Annotated in this window: 19 protein-coding genes and 1 tRNA gene; 4 read left to right on the top strand and 16 right to left on the bottom strand. The window is 65.5% G+C overall.

Translation table 11 applies throughout. From position 1 onward, the window contains the following. Positions 1-114: 114 nt before the first annotated feature. Positions 115-1,050, bottom strand: a complete 936-nt coding sequence (locus P8R33_RS13590) for a DMT family transporter (RefSeq protein WP_278329503.1) — start codon at positions 1,048-1,050, stop codon at positions 115-117. After that, positions 1,047-2,042 (bottom strand): threonine aldolase family protein, encoded by a 996-nt coding sequence (locus tag P8R33_RS13585; RefSeq protein ID WP_278329572.1) that lies wholly within the window; start codon positions 2,040-2,042, stop codon positions 1,047-1,049. The genes P8R33_RS13590 and P8R33_RS13585 overlap by 4 nt, the downstream gene beginning before the upstream one ends. 51 nt (positions 2,043-2,093) lie before the next feature. Between P8R33_RS13585 and P8R33_RS13580 the strand changes: the two genes are divergently transcribed. Further along, on the top strand, positions 2,094-2,393 hold the full coding sequence (locus tag P8R33_RS13580; RefSeq protein WP_278329502.1) for a GNAT family N-acetyltransferase: 300 nt from the start codon (positions 2,094-2,096) through the stop codon (positions 2,391-2,393). Here the strand turns inward: P8R33_RS13580 and P8R33_RS13575 are convergent. Further along, the gene (locus P8R33_RS13575; protein WP_278329501.1) at positions 2,376-3,908 is read right to left on the bottom strand and encodes a PH domain-containing protein; all 1,533 of its coding nucleotides are present in this window, start codon (positions 3,906-3,908) and stop codon (positions 2,376-2,378) included. The genes P8R33_RS13580 and P8R33_RS13575 overlap by 18 nt on opposite strands. Then, a complete protein-coding gene (locus P8R33_RS13570) occupies positions 3,905-4,369 on the bottom strand; it encodes a PH domain-containing protein (RefSeq protein ID WP_278329500.1) in 465 nt (154 codons plus the stop codon). The genes P8R33_RS13575 and P8R33_RS13570 overlap by 4 nt, the downstream gene beginning before the upstream one ends. A gap of 85 nt (positions 4,370-4,454) precedes the next feature. Here P8R33_RS13570 and P8R33_RS13565 point away from each other — a divergent pair, with 85 nt between their 5' ends. After that, entirely contained in the window at positions 4,455-5,351 is an 897-nt protein-coding gene (locus P8R33_RS13565) for an SDR family oxidoreductase (RefSeq protein WP_278329499.1), read from the top strand. 191 nt (positions 5,352-5,542) lie between these two features. Here the strand turns inward: P8R33_RS13565 and P8R33_RS13560 are convergent, their stop codons facing one another. The 10 genes from P8R33_RS13560 to P8R33_RS13515 are packed head-to-tail and all read right to left on the bottom strand — an operon-like array spanning position 5,543 to position 14,426. Next, positions 5,543-5,953 (bottom strand): DUF3035 domain-containing protein, encoded by a 411-nt coding sequence (locus P8R33_RS13560; protein ID WP_278329498.1) that lies wholly within the window; start codon positions 5,951-5,953, stop codon positions 5,543-5,545. Then, positions 5,953-6,501, bottom strand: coding sequence for a signal peptidase II (lspA, locus tag P8R33_RS13555; protein ID WP_278329497.1), 549 nt, complete (start codon positions 6,499-6,501; stop codon positions 5,953-5,955). Before lspA ends, P8R33_RS13560 begins: the two co-directional genes overlap by 1 nt. After that, positions 6,498-9,494 (bottom strand): isoleucine--tRNA ligase, encoded by a 2,997-nt coding sequence (ileS, locus tag P8R33_RS13550; RefSeq protein ID WP_278329496.1) that lies wholly within the window; start codon positions 9,492-9,494, stop codon positions 6,498-6,500. The genes lspA and ileS overlap by 4 nt, the downstream gene beginning before the upstream one ends. Before the next feature lie 41 nt (positions 9,495-9,535). After that, positions 9,536-10,588 carry a glycerophosphodiester phosphodiesterase family protein gene (locus P8R33_RS13545; RefSeq protein ID WP_278329495.1) on the bottom strand — a complete coding sequence of 351 codons (1,053 nt, stop codon included), beginning with the start codon at positions 10,586-10,588 and terminating at the stop codon, positions 9,536-9,538. Beyond that, positions 10,585-11,511 carry a bifunctional riboflavin kinase/FAD synthetase gene (locus P8R33_RS13540; RefSeq protein ID WP_278329494.1) on the bottom strand — a complete coding sequence of 309 codons (927 nt, stop codon included), beginning with the start codon at positions 11,509-11,511 and terminating at the stop codon, positions 10,585-10,587. Before P8R33_RS13540 ends, P8R33_RS13545 begins: the two co-directional genes overlap by 4 nt. After that, positions 11,508-12,014 carry a dihydrofolate reductase gene (locus P8R33_RS13535; RefSeq protein WP_278329493.1) on the bottom strand — a complete coding sequence of 169 codons (507 nt, stop codon included), beginning with the start codon at positions 12,012-12,014 and terminating at the stop codon, positions 11,508-11,510. The genes P8R33_RS13540 and P8R33_RS13535 overlap by 4 nt, the downstream gene beginning before the upstream one ends. Next, positions 12,011-13,069, bottom strand: coding sequence for a 5-(carboxyamino)imidazole ribonucleotide synthase (locus P8R33_RS13530; RefSeq protein WP_278329492.1), 1,059 nt, complete (start codon positions 13,067-13,069; stop codon positions 12,011-12,013). Before P8R33_RS13530 ends, P8R33_RS13535 begins: the two co-directional genes overlap by 4 nt. Beyond that, the gene (purE, locus tag P8R33_RS13525) at positions 13,069-13,563 is read right to left on the bottom strand and encodes a 5-(carboxyamino)imidazole ribonucleotide mutase (protein ID WP_278329491.1); all 495 of its coding nucleotides are present in this window, start codon (positions 13,561-13,563) and stop codon (positions 13,069-13,071) included. The genes P8R33_RS13530 and purE overlap by 1 nt, the downstream gene beginning before the upstream one ends. A 1-nt stretch (position 13,564) precedes the next feature. Beyond that, the gene (gene gpmA / locus P8R33_RS13520; protein WP_278329490.1) at positions 13,565-14,251 is read right to left on the bottom strand and encodes a 2,3-diphosphoglycerate-dependent phosphoglycerate mutase; all 687 of its coding nucleotides are present in this window, start codon (positions 14,249-14,251) and stop codon (positions 13,565-13,567) included. A gap of 31 nt (positions 14,252-14,282) precedes the next feature. After that, complete coding sequence (locus P8R33_RS13515) at positions 14,283-14,426, bottom strand: hypothetical protein (protein ID WP_278329489.1); 144 nt, start codon at positions 14,424-14,426, stop codon at positions 14,283-14,285. A gap of 111 nt (positions 14,427-14,537) precedes the next feature. Here P8R33_RS13515 and P8R33_RS13510 point away from each other — a divergent pair. Beyond that, positions 14,538-14,612, top strand: a tRNA-Thr gene (locus tag P8R33_RS13510). Positions 14,613-14,708: 96 nt separating this feature from the next. Here the strand turns inward: P8R33_RS13510 and P8R33_RS13505 are convergent. After that, positions 14,709-16,037: a hemolysin family protein gene (locus P8R33_RS13505; protein ID WP_278329488.1), complete on the bottom strand. Its 1,329-nt coding sequence runs from the start codon at positions 16,035-16,037 to the stop codon at positions 14,709-14,711. A 191-nt stretch (positions 16,038-16,228) separates the two neighbouring features. On the opposite strand from P8R33_RS13505, the gene P8R33_RS13500 reads away from it, so the two are divergent. Beyond that, positions 16,229-16,927, top strand: a complete 699-nt coding sequence (locus tag P8R33_RS13500; RefSeq protein WP_278329487.1) for a YiaD family glycine zipper/OmpA-like lipoprotein — start codon at positions 16,229-16,231, stop codon at positions 16,925-16,927. Positions 16,928-16,987: 60 nt separating this feature from the next. Here P8R33_RS13500 and P8R33_RS13495 read toward each other — a convergent pair whose 3' ends face one another. Then, positions 16,988-17,770 carry a 3'(2'),5'-bisphosphate nucleotidase CysQ gene (locus P8R33_RS13495; protein WP_278329486.1) on the bottom strand — a complete coding sequence of 261 codons (783 nt, stop codon included), beginning with the start codon at positions 17,768-17,770 and terminating at the stop codon, positions 16,988-16,990.

Below are 17,770 nucleotides of genomic sequence, written 5' to 3'. Positions count from 1 at the left end.
TCCATCCCACGCCCCCTCCCGGCCACCCACGGCACGGTATTCTATGGGTGGCCGGGAGGGGGCGTGGGATGGAACAGCAAGGTCAGGACGGATGTCCTGACCGCACCCAGCAAATTACAGCTCGGGAGTAGCACGCCGAGGCGGAGGCGCGGCGCGACCCCTCATGGCCACGATCATCCCGGTCAGAGTGATCGCCGCACCTGCTGCGGGGAGCGGGCCCCAAACGAAGCCCTCGAACAAGGTCGATAGGATCATTGCCACAACCGGCACGATTACCGAGCTGTAGGCCGCCTTGCCTGCGCCGACCTTGCGAACGAGGCCGTAATAGAGCGGGAAGGTCACCACCGATCCGGCGAGGCCGAGATAGAGGATGCCGAGCGTATAGGCCGGACGTTCGTCGAACACCGGCGGGCCCGACACGACCAACGCAAACACTGCATTGATCGCTACACCGACCAGCATGGCCCAAGCCAATAGCGTGAGCAGCGGCTGGCGTTTCGCCCCCTCCATCGCCTGCACGATATTGGCAGCGCTCGCGGCGAGGATGCCACCGACCGTCAGCGCCGCGCCGGTCAGCACTTCGCCGAGCGTGGCGGGAGAGGCGCGATATTCCTGCGCGAACAGCATCGCCACGCCGACAGCGGCAATTGCCGAACCCAGCACGAATTCGCGGCTGATCGGCTGGCCGAGAAATAGCCGCCCCAGCACGGCGTTCGGCACCACCAGCAACGCAAACATCACCGCGACCAGCCCCGAAGTAATGAACCGCTCCGCATTGTAGACGAAGCCGAAATTGAGCGAGAACTGGAACAGCGCCAGAGCGACAACCCAGCGCCATCCGCCAGCTGCGACACGAAGGCTCTCGCCGCGCAACTTGGCCAGCGCGAACATGCCGAGCGCGGCGACGATGAAGCGATAGGTGATCGACCATGCGGGCGGGACGCTTGAAATCTGGTCGCGGATGACCAGCCAGGTCCCGCCCCAGATCACGCTGACGAGCAGGAAGGCCCCGAAGTTGCGCGGGGTGAACAGGCTCTCGCTTGGCGTCATAGCTCGGCGATAGCTTTCGACAGTGCCCGTGCATCTTCTTCGCGCGTATTCCAGGCGGTCACGAAGCGGGCGGCATCCGCGCCCCAGTCATAGAAACCGAAGCCCTGTTCGCGCAGCGCATCACGCTCGGCAGCGGAGCAGCGCACGAACAGTTCGTTCGCCTCGACCGGATGCATCAGGCGCTCGCCGCACGCCCCGGCGATCTCTGCGGCGGCGGCATTGGCGGAGCGCGCATTGGCGAGCCAGCGGTCGTCTTGCAGCATCGCATGGACCTGCGCGGCGAGGAAGCGGCCCTTGGACTGCAAATGCCCTGCCCGCTTGCGGCGATAGCGCGCGATATCGGCGGCCTCTGGATCGAAGAACACGATCGCCTCCGCGCTCATCGCGCCGTTCTTCACGAAGCCGAAGCTGAGCGCGTCGACCGGCCCGGCGGCATCCGCGGCGCTGCAATCGAGGAAAGCCGCGGCATTGCCGAAGCGCGCGCCGTCCATATGCAGGCCGAGCCCGCGCTCCTTCGCCAGCGCGGCAATCGCGGCGACCTCGTCCACGCGGTAGCTGCGGCCGTATTCGCTGGCCTGCGTAATCGAAATCGCGTGCGGCTGGACCTGGTGCACATCGTCGCGAATCGGATCGATCACCGCGCGGATACTTTCGGGCGTCAGCTTCGCGCCTTCGCCTTCCGCCAGCAACAGTTTCGCACCGTGGAGAAAGAAGCCGGGCGCGCCGCCTTCGTCCATCTCGATATGCGCTTCGCGGTGGCAGACCACGCCGCCATGAGGCTGCACCATGGTGGCGAGCGCGAGGCAGTTGGCCGCCGTACCGGTCGCTACCCACAGGCCCGCACATTCGCGCTCGAACAGCGCGGAGAGCTTTTCGTCGAGCGCGCCACTCAGCGCATCGCCGTCATAGGGGCTGTCCGGCTCGTCGGCAGCGCGCATCGCCTCCCACACGGCAGGGTGAACGCTGGCGGCATTGTCGGACAGGAACTGCATGGGAACGCGCATAACGAGGCAGGCATTGGTTGCACAGAAAGGAATTCATGCATGGGCCAGAGCAGCGAAATCACCGTCGAGAAGCAGGGCGACGAAAGCCGAGGCGCCTATACGGTCGACCTCGAGGGCGTCGAACGGCAGGCGGAACTGACCTGGGTCACGCAAGACGGCGTGCGCCATGCCAATCACACCTTCGTCCCGCCCGAGATGCGCGGCAAGGGGATCGCCGGAAAGCTGGTCGATGCGCTGATTGCCGATGCGCGCGAGCAAGGCTTCAAGATTGCGCCCGACTGCTCCTATGTCGAAGCCGCCTTCCGCCGCAATCCCGAGTGGTCAGACCTGCGCGCCTGAGGGTTCGCGTTCTAGCATCTGCGAGAAATCGGTGGTGGCGATGCTGTCGAGGATCGCGCTGCGCCAGTGCCGCGCCTGTTCGACCGGCATCGCTTCGACTTCGAAGGTGCCGCCCGCAAGGCCGAGCTTCAGGACTGCATAACCACGTAGTTTCGCGAGCGGGCCCTGCCTGATCTCGACCGACTGCAAGCGGACTCTCGAGCCGATGGTGGTTTTCGGGGCCAGCCAGCCGTGGCGGGAATAGATGAAACGGTCGCCGAGAGAATGACGGTCGAAGCGGTAGAGGTAATACTCGCGCACCGCGCCCAATACACCGATGCCGAGCGGCACCAGCGCGCTCCACCACAGCGGAGAGAGCAGCCACACCGGCATGGCGATCGCGCCCATGAAGGCAAGGTTGATCAGCGCGCCGTCGACGCTCGCCTTGGCGCTGCGCCTGCTCCAGCTCATGTCATCGCTCGGCAGGGCGAAACCCGTGGTCGCTGCAATCGGCTCGATCTCCTGCATTTTCGCGAACGGCGCAGCCTCGTGATTGGCGGATGCGCTGTCGCTGGCAAGGCTGACGACGCCCAGCCCGTACCAGCCGAACAGCCGCCGTACGAAGCCCGTTTTCAGCCGCAGGGCCTGCACGCGGTGGATAGGCATGACGACATCGGTCCGCGTGACGAGGCCACGCCTGCGCCGCAGTCCGGTCTCGGTGCGCTCCAGCAGGAAGTCCCATTCGCGCAGGGCCGTGCGCACTATCCCTGTCGTGACTCCCACCGCGAGGAGCGCCGCGACCCCTGCCGCGATGCCGACGAACTGGGCGAGCGGGCCGAGTCCGGCGAGATATTGTCCCGGCCCTGCCAGCCGCTGCTGCCATTCGTCGATATCCCACAGGTCGAAATCGATCAGGAAGTCCAACTGCTGGACCGCACCGAAAACTACGGCGACGACTGCCAGCGAAAACTCGAACAGGCCGAAGGTCAGCACGCGGCGCGGTGGCATGGCGAAGAGGACGTCGGCTTCGGCGCGCTCGACCTCGACCGCCGCTTCCGAGACTTCGCGCCCCTCGCGCCGTGCCTTGACGGTGTCGCGCAGCCGGTCGCCTTCGGCCTCGGTGAGATAGGCGAGCTTGAGATCGCCGCCTCCGCCCGCACCGGTCTCGAACTTCACCTCGACCAGGCCGAACAGGCGCGGGATGAGCTTCTGTTCGACGCTGACGTCCTGGATGCGCTCGTAGGGGACGGAGCGCGCCGCGCGCGACAGCAGGCCGCTTTCGACCCGGATGTCGCTTTCTCGCACCTCGTAGGTGAGGCGCGTCCATTGCAGGTAGGCGATCACGAAGTTCATGCCGATCACGACCACGATCAGCGGCAGGAAATAGGTCAGCAGATCCGCCAGATCGCCATCGTCCAGGATCGTGAATGCACCGACCACCAGGGGCACGACCAGTTGCGTCAGCATGGTCGCCGCCTTGACTGCGAAGGTCTTCGGATGGGTGCGCTGCGGCTTGCCGGCCGCCTCGGGTGTCATCGCGTGTCGCGCCGGATGGCAGCGCGGATTTCCTCGCGCATCGCGGCGGCGTCTTCCTGCGCGAGGCCGGGCAGCGACACTGAAGCGTTGTGCGATCCGGCGGTATGCACGGTGAGCGTGGCGAGGTGGAACAAGCGCTCGAGCGGGCCCTGGTTCACGTCGATATGCTGCACCCGCCCGAACGGCACGACCGTGTCCGAACGGAACAGGATACCACGCACCACGCGCAGCCGCTCTTCGGCCAGCGAGTATCCGCGCGCGGCATAGCGGCGCATCGGCATGCGAATCAGCAGCCAGAGCGAAAAGACGATGACCGGGATCCAGACCGCCCCGGTATAGCCCGGTATCGCGACCTCCGCCGCCGTCGCTCCGGCAAGCAGCACGAGCGCGACAAACGCGAACTGAAGGCGGAGCATGGAGGCATAGGCCGGGTCGAGCGGCGTGAGCGAGTGGTCGTCCATACCGTCATAGCTACGCAATACAGCCCACGCTTTCAATTGTTTCCGCTGTCCGTTTCGTTAGGCTCCGACAGCGAAGGAGAGAGACATGGAAATCGACAGACTGATGTTCCGCGACGGGCTGATGGACGGGGAGCGCATTCTGGTGACCGGCGGCGGGACGGGCCTCGGCAAGGTCATGACCGAGGCTTTCCTCAAGCTGGGCGCAGAGGTCCACATTTGCGGGCGGCGGCAAGGCAAGCTGGACGAAACCGCACAGGCGCTGATGGACGCGCATGGCGGCACGGTAATCGGCCATGCCTGCGACGTTCGCGATGCAGATGCGATCAAGGCGATGGTCGATGACATCTGGGAACGCGGGCCGCTTACCGGCGTGGTCAACAATGCGGCGGGCAATTTCGTGAGCCGCACCGAAGACCTGTCGGTGAACGGCTTCAATGCGATCAGCGACATCGTTTTTCGCGGCACCTTCTACGTCACGCTGGAGGTCGGCAAGCGGTTGATCGCGGAGAAGCGGAAGGCAAGCTTCCTCGCGATCCTCACCACATGGGTGTGGAACGGCAGCGCCTTCGTGGTGCCCAGCGCGATGAGCAAGGCAGGCATCAACGCGATGACGCAGAGCCTCGCCGTCGAATGGGGCCGCTACGGCCTGCGCTTCAACGCGATCGCCCCCGGCCTCTTCCCGACCAAGGGCATGAGCGCGCGGCTCTCACCCGGCGGGCGCGGCGGCAATTCGAACGACGAAATGAACCCGATGGGCCGCCACGGCGAGATGCACGAACTCGCCAATCTCGCGACCTTCCTGATGGGGCCGGGCGCGGAATGGGTGAACGGCCAGACCATCGCCATCGACGGAGCAGGCTACCAGGCGACCGGCGGCACCTTCTGGGGCGCGCTGCACGGTCTGGGCGACGAGGAATGGAGCGCCATGCGCGACATGATCAAGGGGACGAATGCGCAGGATAAGGCCGAGCGGAGTACATAGGTTTCGCTGTGCATTCTGATTTTTGGTTTTTCGCACCGACATCCGTCGGTGCGTCCTCGGCGCTGATCTTCCCTCGCTTCGCTCGGTCAGGCACCTGCGGGCGGGCGGCCGCCCGCAGCGACGCGACCGCAGGTCGCATGAGCGAGGATAGCCTAAGGCCGCGGATGCGGCCGCCGGCGCCTGAGGCTAAATCAACCCGGTATTACCGCGACCGCCGTTGCGCCGTCGCCTTCGGGGGCGGCGATGATGTCGCGGGTGACCGAGCCCTTGGCGACCGTCGCGGTGCCGGGATCGCCCACGCTGGAGCGGATACCGGGGGCGGCTGCACCGGCGCGGTCGAGGACGCTGGTTTCCACGCTGGAGCGCGGGGCCGGGCCGCCGAACAGGGCGTCGAGCGCCTGTTCCGCCGTAGTGCCTTCGGCCGGGCGCGGGGCGCCGGGCGCGGGCGGTTCGAGGTTGAAATCGGGCGGGACCACCAGCGGCGCCTGCCGCTGCACGGCGAATTCGTCGGGCCGGTCGCGATTGAGCAGGCCGCCGCTGCCGCAGGCTGCGGTCATGGCGCCGAGCCCGGCGATGAGGGCGATACGGGCGAATTTGGTCATCACTTGCTCTCCGCGGCATCGGCCGCCTTGGTGTTCATGAGGTCGTCGACCTCCTTATCGTCATTGTCGCGCATGAAGAAGGCGCGCGCAAGGACGATGACGACGCCAATAGTAATGGCGGCATCGGCGACATTGAAGATGAGGAAGGGGCGGAAATCCCCGAAATGCAGATCGGCGAAATCGACCACATAGCCGAGTTCGTAGCGATCCTTGATATTGCCCAGCGCTCCGCCGAGGATGAAGGACAGCGCGATGATATCGCCGAGCAGCTTCTCGCGCAGCATCCACACCGTCACCACCAGCGCGATGAGGCCGGTGACCAGCACGAGGCCCCAGCGCATCTCCGGGCTGGTCGCCTCGAACATGCCGAGCGAGACGCCGAAATTGCGCGTGAAGCGCAGGTCGAAGATCGGCAGCAGCTCCATCGCCTTGCCGATCTCGTTAATACCGAGCGTCTTGGTGACGTAATTCTTCGACCACTGGTCGACCGCGAACAAAACCAGCGCCACGACGCAGCCGATCAGGCGGTTTTTCATAACCGGGTTCATGCGGCTGCATCCTGCCGGGCCACGACGTCCTCGCAGCGGTCGCACAGCGCGCCGTCCTCGGCCACGCTCGGCAGCAGGCGCCAGCAGCGCCCGCACTTGTTCTCGTTGGTCCGGCTCACGGTCACCGCGTCGCCCTGCCCCCGCGTGACTGACGCGGTGATGAACAGTTCGGCGAGATCTTCGTCAGTGAAACCGTCCGGCACCGCGTCGGCAGGCACGGTGACATCGGCCTCGAGGCCGGAGCGGATCACCTTCTCGCGCCGCAGCGGCTCGATCGCTTCCATCACGTCTTCGCGCAAGTCGCGCAGCCTGGCCCATTTCGCACCATCGGCCGTGACGCCCGGAACCTGCGGCCATTCGAGCAGGTGGACGCTGCCGCCATTCGGATAGCGCGTGCTCCAGACTTCTTCCGCCGTGAACACCAGCACCGGCGCGGCATAGCGGACCAGCGCGTGGAACAGCAGGTCGAGCACGGTGCGATAGGCGTTGCGCTTCGTGCTGTCCGGCCCGTCGCAATAGAGCACGTCCTTGCGGATATCGAAGAAGAAGGCCGACAGGTCCTCGTTGCAGAAATCGACCAGCAGGCGGGTGTAGGCGTTGAAGTCGTAATCATCGACCGCCTTGCGCAGCTTCCCGTCGAGATCGGCCAGCAGGGCGAGCACGTAAAGCTCCAGCTCCGGCACCTCGCCCGCATCACCCATGTCGCCGACGAAACCGTCGAGCGCGCCGAGCAAATAGCGGAAGGTGTTGCGCAGCTTGCGATACTGGTCGGCGACGCCCTTCAGGATCTCGTCGCCGATGCGGTGATCCTCGGTATAATCGACCGAGAGGGCCCACAGGCGGATGATGTCCGCGCCGTATTGCTCCATCACCTTCAAGGGATCGATGGTGTTGCCGAGGCTTTTCGACATCTTCTTGCCCTTGGCATCCATGGTGAAGCCGTGGGTCAGGATCTGGTTATAGGGCGCGCGGCCGCGCGTGGCGCAGCTTTCGAGCAGGGAAGACTGGAACCAGCCGCGATGCTGGTCGCTGCCTTCGAGATAGAGGTCTGCCGGCCACTGCATTTCCGGCCAGCGCCCGCTTTCGAGCACGAAGGCATGGGTGCAGCCCGAATCGAACCAGACGTCGAGAATGTCGGTAACCATCTCGTAATCGTCGGGATTGTGGTCGGCGCCGAGGAACTCCGCCTTGCGGCTTTCGTCCCAGGCATCGACGCCCTGCTCGCGCACCGCCTCGACGACGCGCGCGTTGACGGCCGCGTCCTGTAGATATTCGCCGGTGCCGTTCTTGACGAACAGCGTGATCGGCACGCCCCAGGCGCGCTGGCGGGAGAGCACCCAGTCGGGGCGGCCTTCGACCATGGAGCCGATGCGGTTGCGGCCTTTCTCCGGCACGAAGCGCGTCTCGGCGATGGCTTTGAGGGCACGCTCACGGAGTGTCGAGGGCAGCGCGTGGCCTTCGACAGGCTCAGGCTGAGCGGATTTTGTGTTGGCCGCTTGCGCCTCTCCCCTCTCATCCTGAGCTTGTCGAAGGATAGGCACATCGGGTTCACCGAGAGGCTTGTCCATCGGCACGAACCATTGCGGCGTGCAGCGGTAGATGACCTTGGCCTTGGAGCGCCAGCTGTGCGGGTAGGAATGCTGGTAGTCGTCGCTCGCCGAAAGCAGCGCGCCCGCTTCGCGCAGGTCGGAGCAGATCGGGCCATCGGGCGAATTGAACGTCTTGTTGATCACCGCGCGGCGGCGATCGTCGTCCCCGCCCAGCCACGGCCAGTCGTCGCGATAGCGCCCGTCGGCCATGACTGCGAATTGCGGCTCCAGCCCGTATTCGCGGCACAGCAGGAAGTCGTCCTCGCCATGGTCGGGCGACATGTGGACGAGGCCCGTGCCGCTGTCGGTGGTGACGAAATCGCCCGGTAGGAAGGGGCGCGGCTTGGCGTAGAACCCGCCGAGATGGTGCATCGGATGGCGGGCAACGGTGCCGGCGAGGTCGGAGCCTTTGAAGGATTGAGCGTCTTCAAAGTCATCGAGCCGGTAGTCGGCTTCACCGGTCAGTGCCTTAAGCGCGGCATCGAGCCGCTTGCCAAAATCTTCGAGGAGGGGCTTGGCGATCAGAACCTTTGGATCAGCGCCCAGACCAAAATCAGGTGTATCCTGCAAGAACGCGTCTCGCGCTTCTTTCGAACCGTGCGCGTTGATGTCGAGAGTGACCAGCACGTACTCAACGTCAGGCCCATAGGCCAAAGCCTGGTTGACCGGGATCGTCCACGGCGTCGTCGTCCAGATCACCGCATGCGCGCCGACCAATTCTTCGATCGGGCTCTCGGTGATCTCGAACGCCACGTCGATCTGGGTCGAGACGATGTCCTCATACTCCACCTCCGCCTCGGCCAGCGCGGTTTCCTCGACCGGGCTCCACATCACCGGCTTCGAGCCGCGATAGAGATTGCCCGCTTCGGCGAATTTCATCAGCTCGGCCACGATGGTCGCCTCGCTGTCGAACTGCATGGTGAGATAGGGATTGTCCCAGTCCGCCATCACGCCGAGGCGCTTCAGCTGCTCGCGCTGCACATCGACCCAGTGCTGTGCATAGGCGCGGCATTCGGCGCGGAATTCCGCCGGAGGCACGGCTTTCTTGTCGAGCTTCTTCTTGCGGTACTGCTCCTCGACCTTCCATTCGATCGGCAGGCCGTGACAATCCCAGCCGGGCACATAGGGCGCATCCTTGCCGAGCAGGTTCTGCGTTCGGCAGACCATGTCCTTCAGCACATGGTTTAGCGCATGGCCGATATGCATGTCGCCATTGGCGTAGGGCGGGCCGTCGTGGAAGATGAATTTCTCGCGCCCGATGCGGGCCTCGCGCAGCTGGGTGTAGAGCTGCTCGTCCTCCCAGCGCGACTGGATGCCCGGCTCCTTCTGCGGCAGGCCGGCCTTCATGGGGAAATCGGTCTTGGGCAGGAAGACCGTGTCTCTATAATCGCGCTGTTCGGACATACAGGCGAGCCGTTAGGGGATTTGGCCCCCGGGGTGAAGCGTCAATCGCCCCGCCGCGCCCGCCTACGCTCCAGCCCGGCCTGCAAGCGCTCGAATTCCTCGGGCGTGCGGTCGTCGAAGCGCTGGATCAGGGCGGGGATCACAGCGAGGCTGTCGTCGACCATGACATAGCCGTTGAAGCTCGCGGGGATTTCGCCAAGCTGTTCGGGCAGGTCGAGCCCGCGCGGGCGACCTTCGCCCTGCGGGCCGAGCACCACGATGCGCGCGCCGACCGATTCCATCCGCGCAATCATGCGGTTGGGCCAGCCCCAGAAGGCCCACTGGTAGTCCAGCGGTACGAAAGCGGTGCCGTTGCGGCAGCTTTCGGGCACATAGCCGCTCCAGCCGAGCAGGAGGTAATCGCGCGAGCATTGCTCGCCTTCCTCCAGCGAGAAGGCCCAGGCATCGGGGAAATGCGTGCGGATGCGATCCACCGGCGCTTGCGCGCCGTAAAAGGCATCGCCGCGCGGGCCGGTATCGCGATCGGCCGCTTTCACCTTTTCCGCCAGCAGGTCGGCCTCCGCCGCATCCTTGCTCTTGAAATTGTAGAGCAGCTGCGCCCGGCCCGAGGCCTGCATCGCTTCCTCGAGAGAGGGAATCGCGCCCACGCCTTGCCCACGGAACGGAAAAGTCTCGCCGCCATCGGCGGTGTAGCCATAGCCCGCGTCGAGCGCTTTCAGCTTTGTTAGCGTAAAGTCGCGCGTATCGCCGCTCGCCTCGGTCCGGCAATCGACGGTCCAGTCGTGGAACACCGCCATTTCGCCATCGCTGGTGGGGGCAATATCGACCTCCACCAGAGTCGCGCCAAGCTTAGCCGTGCGGGCAATCGAGCGGGTGGTGTTCTCAAGGTAATCGTGGACCGGCTGCTCGATCCGCGTGGCGGTGCAATCGTCGCGGCCCAGCCCGGTTGTGTCATATTGCTGATAGATCCCGCGATGGGCGATGATCTTGGGCGCGCCCTTGGGATCGGGCGCAAGCCAGCTGGCATTGACCACGGTGAGGACGAGAAACAGCACCGCGCCCGCCATGCCGAGAATCTTGAGCCAGCGCTTCACGCGAGCAAGTCTTTCGCCCGCTCGCAGTCGCGCTCCATCTGCTCGATCAGTGCATCAAGACTGTCGAACTTCGCCTCGCCGCGCAGGAAGTGGTGGAAGGCCACCTCGATCTCCTGCCCGTAGAGATCGCCGGAGAAGTCGAAGAAATAGGGCTCGAGCAATTCCTTGGGCGGATCGAACTGCGGGCGCACGCCGATATTCGCCGCGCCCTTCAGCTCCTGCCCGGTCGACAGGATGCGCCCGGTGACGGCGTAGATGCCGTATTTGGGGCGCAGGTAATGCTCGATCGGGAGGTTCGCCGTGGGATAGCCGATCTCGCGCCCGCGTTTGTCGCCATGCTGCACGATACCGCGAATCGCGAAGGGGCGGGTGAGCAGGCGCGCGGCCTCCTGCGGATCGCCTTCGCGCAGGGCCTCGCGCACGCGGCTGGAGGAGACGGGCTTGCCATCGTCCATCACCGGCGTGGCAGCGCGCGCTTCGATGCCCACCTCCTTGCCGAGGCTCACCAGTTTCTCGAAATTGCCACCGCGCGCCTTGCCGAAAGTGAAATCTTCCCCCGTTACCACGCCCGCCACGCCGAGATGGCTGCCGAGAAGCTTGCGGACGAAATCCTCCGCCGTCGTGCCCGCCAGTTCGCCGTCGAAATGGAACACCAGCATCGCCGTGGCCCCGGCGGCGAGGTAGAGTTCCTGACGCTGTTCCAGCGTCGTCAGGCGGAACGGCGGCGCGTCGGGCTGGAAATGGCGCACGGGATGCGGATCGAAGGTCGCGATGATGCTGGGCCGACCCTCAGCCCGCGCCCAGTCGATCGCCTGCCGCGCGACGGCCTGGTGACCGAGATGGAAGCCGTCGAAATTGCCGAGCGCGATCACCGCGCCGCGCAGGCTCTCGGGCAATTCGTCGCGGTGGTCGAGGAACCTCACGCCGTGCTTTCGCCGACGCGTTCGTAGGTGAGAAAAGAATAGGCCGGGATCTCGCCCTCGGCCTCGAAATCCTGCCGTCCGGCGATTTCCCATTCCGGCCCAAGCGGCTGCATGAACACGTCGCCGTCGAATTCGTGGTGGATCTGCGTCAGCTCGACCCGCTCCGCCTGCGGCAGGAAGACGTCGAAGATTGCCGCGCCTCCAATGACGGCGATGTCGGTCTCGCCTGCGACAGCCAGCGCTTCCTCGACCGAGCGGACGACTTCGGCCCCGGTCGAATCCCACCGCTCGCGCCGGGTCAGCACGATATGGCGGCGGCCGGGGAGCAGGCCGGGCAGGCTCTCGAAGGTCTTGCGGCCCATAATCATCGGCAGGCCCTGCTTGTCCGGCCCCATCGTCAGCGCCTTGAAGCGCTTGAGGTCGGCAGGCAGGTGCCACGGGAGGCGGCCGTCCTTGCCGATCGCGCCATTGGCGGCGCGGGCGTAGATGCAGAACAGGCTCATGCGCGCGTCAGTCGTGTCAGATGGCCCATCTTGCGCCCTTCGCGCACCTCGCGCTTGCCGTAATCGTGCAGATGGCTGTCCGCATCGGCGAGGAAGGCGTGCGCGCCCTCGATCTCGCCGCCGAGGATATTGCGCATCTCCACGCCCGCCGCGGTGGTGGCGGTATCGCCGAGTGGCAGGCCTGCGACCGCGCGGATGTGGTTCTCGAACTGGCTGGTGGCCGCGCCCTCGATCGTCCAGTGGCCCGAATTGTGCACGCGCGGTGCCATCTCGTTGAAGATCGGCCCTTCATGCGTGGCGAAGAATTCGCAGGTCAGCACCCCGACATATTTCAGCGCATCGGCGACTTCACCCGCGAGGCGCCGCGCTTCGCCCACCTGCCCTTCGACCAGCTCGCCCGCCGGCCATAGCGAGGCCGACAATATGCCGTCTTCGTGCACATTGCGCGTGCTGTCCCAAAAGCGGATTTCGCCATCCTGCCCGCGCACGAGGATGACCGAAAATTCCGCCCCGAACTCGACGAAGCCTTCGTAAATCAGCGGGATATCGGGCAGGCGCAGCGCGTCCGCAGCGCGGCTCGATCCGATGCGCCACTGGCCCTTGCCGTCGTATCCGTCGCGCCGCGTCTTGAGGATGCCGGGCGCACCGAGGCGGTCGACCGCCGCCATCAGATCGCCGGGCGAATCGACGCGGGCATAGGCCGCGGGCTTGCCGCCGAGCCCTTCGACGAAGCGCTTCTCGTTCAAGCGGTCTTGCGCCGTTTCGAGCGCGCGCGGATGCGGGAAGACGCGGCCCTCCGGCATGGCCTTGGCGGTGGCGACGGGGACGTTCTCGAACTCCCACGTCACGACGTCGCATTTGGCGGAAAAGGCGGCGAGCGCGGCCGTATCGTCCCAGGGATTGGCGAACACATCCTCGCAGACGTCCTCTGCGACCGTGTCGCCGTCGGGTGCGTAGGCAATGCAGCGATAGCCGAGCTGAACGGCGCTCATCGCCATCATCCGGCCGAGCTGACCGCCGCCGAGTATGCCGATCGTGCCCCCGCGCTTCAGCATCAGTCGACCGGCCGCTCGGTCACGGCTGCGCTGCGAGCTGCGCGCCAGTCCTGCAAGCGCTGCGAGAGGGCGGCGTCGTGGTTGGCGAGGATCGCGGCGGCGAGCAGGCCCGAATTGGTCGCGCCCGCCTGCCCGATGGCCAGCGTGCCCACCGGGACACCGGCAGGCATCTGCACGATGGAAAGCAGGCTGTCCTCACCCGACAGCGCTTTCGATTGCACCGGCACGCCCAGTACCGGAACATGCGTGAGGGCAGCGATCATCCCCGGCAGATGCGCCGCACCGCCTGCACCGGCGATGATGACCTCGAACCCGGCCTCGGCCGCCCCCTTGGCGAAGTCGTACATGCGGTCGGGCGTCCGGTGCGCCGAGACAATCCGCACGTCGCTCTCGACTTCGAGCTCGTCGAGTACATCGGCAGCGCAGCGCATGGTGTCCCAGTCGGACTGGCTACCCATGACTATCGCGACTTTCGGCGAACTTGAGGCAGCCATCTCAGCCATCCTTCAGATAGTAGCGCTCGCCCGAAACTTGCGTGCCGTCGAACTCGTAGACGATCGGCTGGCCGGTCGGGATTTCGAGGCCGGTGATCTCGTCGTCAGAAATGTTGGAAAGATGCTTGACCAGCGCGCGCAGGCTGTTGCCATGGGCCGAGATGATGACAGTCTCGCCCTCGCCCAGTTTCGGCAGGATCGCGCTTTCCCAATAGGGCAGCACGCGCTCGATGGTCAGCTTGAGGCTTTCGGTGCGCGGCACGTCGATCCCGGCATAGCGCGGATCGTCGGCCATTTCGAATTCGCTGCCCTGCTCCATTTCGGGCGGCGGCACGTCGAAGCTGCGGCGCCAGATATGCACCTGTTCGTCGCCGTGCCGGTCACGGGTTTCCTGCTTGTTGAGGCCGGTCAGCCCGCCATAATGCCGCTCGTTCAGATGCCAGTCGCGGGTGACGGGGATCCATAGCCGATCGCAGGCTTCCAGCGCGATGTTGAGCGTCTTGATCGCGCGCTTCTGTACCGAAGTGAAGGCTGTGGTCGGCAGCACGCCCTTCGCCTTCATCAGTTCGCCCGCCTCGCGCGCTTCCTCTTCGCCCTTTTCGGTCAGATCGACGTCCCACCAGCCGGTGAAGCGGTTCGCGAGGTTCCACTCGCTCTGGCCATGGCGGACTAGGATCAGTTTCGACATCGATGCTCCCCGGCTTGCGTGGCCTCGCGCGTTAGCGGTCCGGCCCATCCTTGGAAAGCCCGTCCTCATACGAGTCGCGCATTTCGCGGGTCTGGGCCTTACGGCGGCGGAGGTTCTCGCGAAGTTTCGCGGCGAGGCGCTCTTCGCGGGTCGATTTGTCGGTATCGGCGCTCATCGCGCAACCTTTTGCCAATTTCGCTGCGCGGCTCAAGCGAAGGTTGACTTTGCCGCCGGCTCTGCCATTAGCGCGCGCCTCCACCCCGCGAGGCTTCTCGCAGGGTCATGTGCTGCTGTAGCTCAGTGGTAGAGCGCACCCTTGGTAAGGGTGAGGCCGGGAGTTCAATCCTCCCCAGCAGCACCATTTTTCGAAGAAATGGTTTTCTTGTCTGTCGCATCGACATCCATCGATGCGTCCTCGCTATGCGTGCAGCAAGCTGCACCCGCTGCGGGCGCGTGGTCACGCTGGCCGGGCCTCCGCCGGCCCGGCGCTTTCTCTCGCCTCGGACACCAGCAGCTTGTCGATCCGGCGGCCGTCCATGTCGACGACTTCGAATCGCCAGCCCTGGTCGGTGAAATACTCGCCCTCCGAGGGGAGCCTCTTGAGGACGTGTAATGCGTAGCCTGCCGCGGTGCCGAACTCGCGGTCTTCGCCATATTCGAGGTCCAACCGGTCGGCGAGTGCATCGGCCGAGAGCGAGCCGGAGACCAGCAGCGAGCCGTCCTCCCGCTCGACCACGCCGGGTGTGTCGCCCGGATCATGGTCGCTGGCGAAATCGCCGACCAACGCGGTCAGCAGGTCCACTGGACTAACGATACCGTCGAGATGGCCGTATTCGTCATGCACCATCGCCAGCGGCACTTCGGCCTGCTGTAGCACGCGCAGTGCATCCACCGCGTCGAGCTGGTCGGGCACGACTTCGGCCTTCTTGAGCAGCGCGACGAGATCGATCGGTTCGCCCGCCACCATGCGCGTCATGATATCGCGCACCTTGACCACGCCGATCACCTTGTCGGGCGAGCCTTCGGCCACCGGCATCAGCGAATGGGGCGAGCTTTCGATGGCGGCACGGATCGCGTCCTCGTCCGCTGCGAAATCCAACCAGTCAATCTCCGGGCGCGGGGTCATCACTTCGCGCACCGGGCGCTGGGCGAGACGGACTACGCCCTGGAGCATCTGGTGCTGCTCGTGCTCGATCACCCCGCTTTGCGTGGCTTCGGCAAACAGCATGTGCAGTTCCTCGGCTGTCACCGCCGCCTGCCCGCTCTTGCGTACGCCGAGCAGCTTGATGAGCAGGCCGGACGACGTATCGAGCAACCATACAATGGGCGCGGCGACTTTCGCCAGCAGCGCCATGGGACGCGCCATGACCAGCGAAATCGGCATGGCCGCCCGCAAGGCTATTTGTTTCGGAACGAGCTCGCCCACGACCAGCGTGGCATAAGTTGTCAGCGCGATGACCAGCGCGAAGCCGACCTCCTGCGCATAATCGGCAGGCACGCCCAACATCGCCAGGCGCTCGCCAACCGGACCGCCGAGACTTGCGCCCGAATAGGCACCCGAGACGATGCCCACCAGCGTGATGCCGATCTGCACAGTGGAGAGAAACTTGCCCGGATCGGCCGCGAGATCGAGCGCCGTCTGCGCCGCACCGCTGCCCTTGTTCGCAGCCTGCTGCAGGCGCGAGGTCTTGGCAGAAACGATCGCAAGCTCGCTCATGGCGAAGACGCCGTTGAGCACGATGAGGCCCGCGATGATGAACAGGTCGGTCCAGGGAAAGGGTGTCACGCCGCTGGCGCTAGCACAATTGCACGGCTCTGCCAGCGCCTGCGAGGACTTTCTGTGCAATTGCCATAATACGCTGGCTCGGAACGAGGACGCGCGATGACGGTTGATGGGGCACGACGCGGGATGGGCGCGTCCCAAATCGCATGCGGAATTTCCGGAGCATACCGGGCCGCCTTGAAGGAGGAATGACAATGAAAAAGTCGCGTGTTCTTACAGCCAGCCTCGCAGCCGTTTCGCTGATGACGGTTTCGGCCTGCGTTACCGATCCCAACACCGGCGAGCGCAAGGTCTCGCGCACCGTGCTCGGCGGGGCCGGCGGTGCAGTCGTCGGCGGCCTGCTGGGCGGCGTTATCGGCGGCAAGACCGGACGCATCATCGGTGCCGTCGGCGGCGCCGCAGCGGGTGGCTATGTCGGCTATCGCATGGACCAGCAGATCAAGGAACTCGAAGAGCAGACGGCCGGCTCTGGCGTCGATGTCAGTTCGGTCGATGGCGGGGACGCAATTCTCGTCAACCTGCCCGACGGCGTGACCTTCGCCACCGGCAGCTATACGATTACGCCGGGCTTCCGCGACCTGCTCGACCGCGTGGCGGACAGCCTGCGCCAGTATCCGAACAGCCTCGTCGACGTGTACGGCCACACCGACACGACCGGCCCGTCCGATGCCAACCAGCGCCTGTCCGAACAGCGCGCCCAGGCGGTCGCCAATTACCTGATCTCACAGGGCGTCGCTTCGTCGCGCATCCGCTGGATGGGCTTCGGCGAAACGCGCCTCGCGGTGCAGACCGCCGACGGCGTGAACGAGCCGCTTAACCGCCGCGTCGAAATCAAGATCATCCCGTTCGACCAAGAAGATGTCGAGGCTGCCCAGCAGTCGCAAGGCTACTGATAGCAGCTGAACAGCAGGGGGAGGGCGGGTCTTCGGATCGGCCCTCTTTCTTTGCAGAACCTATTTCTGCCCGATCTGCGCCGCGCGACCGGCCAGCCGCTCGACCGCGGCTTCGTGGATATTCGGCGAGCAAGCCAGCACGCCGAAAGCGCGCGGATCGCGCTTGTTGTAATCGAGCTTCTTGCCGAAGGCATCGGTGACGGCCGCGCCCGCCTCGCGGGCAATCAGCCCCGCTGCGGCGATATCCCATTCGAAGCCCCAGCGCAGCGTCGCGACGAGATCGGCCTCGTCGGCGGCGACCATTGCGATTCGCAGGGCGATGGAATTGGGCTGGTCGACGCAGACGAGGTCGCGGTCGGTCTTGGGCAGCGAGGCGGCCGGTACGCGCGAACCGTCGAACCGATCGCGCATCGACGCCGCCAGTGCCGCGCCATTGCGCTCCGCACCGCGCCCGGCGACCGCGCTCCACATCTCTCCGCGCGCCGGGGCGGACAGCATGGCGATCAGCGGTCGCCCTGCGCTGATAAGCGCGACCGACACTGCCCAGCCGCTCCGGCCCCGGATGAAATCGCGCGTGCCGTCCACCGGATCGACCAGCCAGATGAGATCGCACCCGAGCCGGGCAGGATCGTCCGCCGTCTCTTCCGACAGCCATCCCGCCGCAGGCAACAGCGCGCCCAGCTCGCGCTTCAGGAAAGCGTCGACCGCGAGGTCCGCCTCGCATACCGGACTGTTCGGCTCTTTCTCCCAGCTACGCACCGAATTGCCCGCCCCCGGCCAAAGGTCGTGGGCGATCCGTCCCGCTTCGGAGACGATCGATTCGAGGCGCTGACTGTCGATCAT

Source organism: Qipengyuania flavescens, assembly GCF_029688735.1.
GTDB lineage: Bacteria > Pseudomonadota > Alphaproteobacteria > Sphingomonadales > Sphingomonadaceae > Qipengyuania.
The sequence above is the reverse complement of the archived record's forward strand: the minus strand, read 5'-3'. Positions and strand labels throughout refer to the sequence as shown.

Excerpts from the sequence above, each read along its gene's own strand:
- P8R33_RS13590 (WP_278329503.1), bottom strand. The coding sequence starts at position 1,050 with ATGACGCCAAGCGAGAGCCTGTTCACCCCGCGCAACTTCGGGGCCTTC.
- P8R33_RS13585 (WP_278329572.1), bottom strand. The coding sequence starts at position 2,042 with ATGCAGTTCCTGTCCGACAATGCCGCCAGCGTTCACCCTGCCGTGTGG.
- P8R33_RS13580 (WP_278329502.1), top strand. The coding sequence starts at position 2,094 with ATGGGCCAGAGCAGCGAAATCACCGTCGAGAAGCAGGGCGACGAAAGC.
- P8R33_RS13575 (WP_278329501.1), bottom strand. The coding sequence starts at position 3,908 with ATGACACCCGAGGCGGCCGGCAAGCCGCAGCGCACCCATCCGAAGACC.
- P8R33_RS13570 (WP_278329500.1), bottom strand. The coding sequence starts at position 4,369 with ATGGACGACCACTCGCTCACGCCGCTCGACCCGGCCTATGCCTCCATG.
- P8R33_RS13565 (WP_278329499.1), top strand. The coding sequence starts at position 4,455 with ATGGAAATCGACAGACTGATGTTCCGCGACGGGCTGATGGACGGGGAG.
- P8R33_RS13560 (WP_278329498.1), bottom strand. The coding sequence starts at position 5,953 with ATGACCAAATTCGCCCGTATCGCCCTCATCGCCGGGCTCGGCGCCATG.
- lspA (WP_278329497.1), bottom strand. The coding sequence starts at position 6,501 with ATGAACCCGGTTATGAAAAACCGCCTGATCGGCTGCGTCGTGGCGCTG.
- ileS (WP_278329496.1), bottom strand. The coding sequence starts at position 9,494 with ATGTCCGAACAGCGCGATTATAGAGACACGGTCTTCCTGCCCAAGACC.
- P8R33_RS13535 (WP_278329493.1), bottom strand. The coding sequence starts at position 12,014 with ATGAGCCTGTTCTGCATCTACGCCCGCGCCGCCAATGGCGCGATCGGC.
- P8R33_RS13530 (WP_278329492.1), bottom strand. The coding sequence starts at position 13,069 with ATGCTGAAGCGCGGGGGCACGATCGGCATACTCGGCGGCGGTCAGCTC.
- purE (WP_278329491.1), bottom strand. The coding sequence starts at position 13,563 with ATGGCTGCCTCAAGTTCGCCGAAAGTCGCGATAGTCATGGGTAGCCAG.
- gpmA (WP_278329490.1), bottom strand. The coding sequence starts at position 14,251 with ATGTCGAAACTGATCCTAGTCCGCCATGGCCAGAGCGAGTGGAACCTC.
- P8R33_RS13515 (WP_278329489.1), bottom strand. The coding sequence starts at position 14,426 with ATGAGCGCCGATACCGACAAATCGACCCGCGAAGAGCGCCTCGCCGCG.
- P8R33_RS13500 (WP_278329487.1), top strand. The coding sequence starts at position 16,229 with ATGAAAAAGTCGCGTGTTCTTACAGCCAGCCTCGCAGCCGTTTCGCTG.
- P8R33_RS13495 (WP_278329486.1), bottom strand. The coding sequence starts at position 17,770 with ATGATCGACAGTCAGCGCCTCGAATCGATCGTCTCCGAAGCGGGACGG.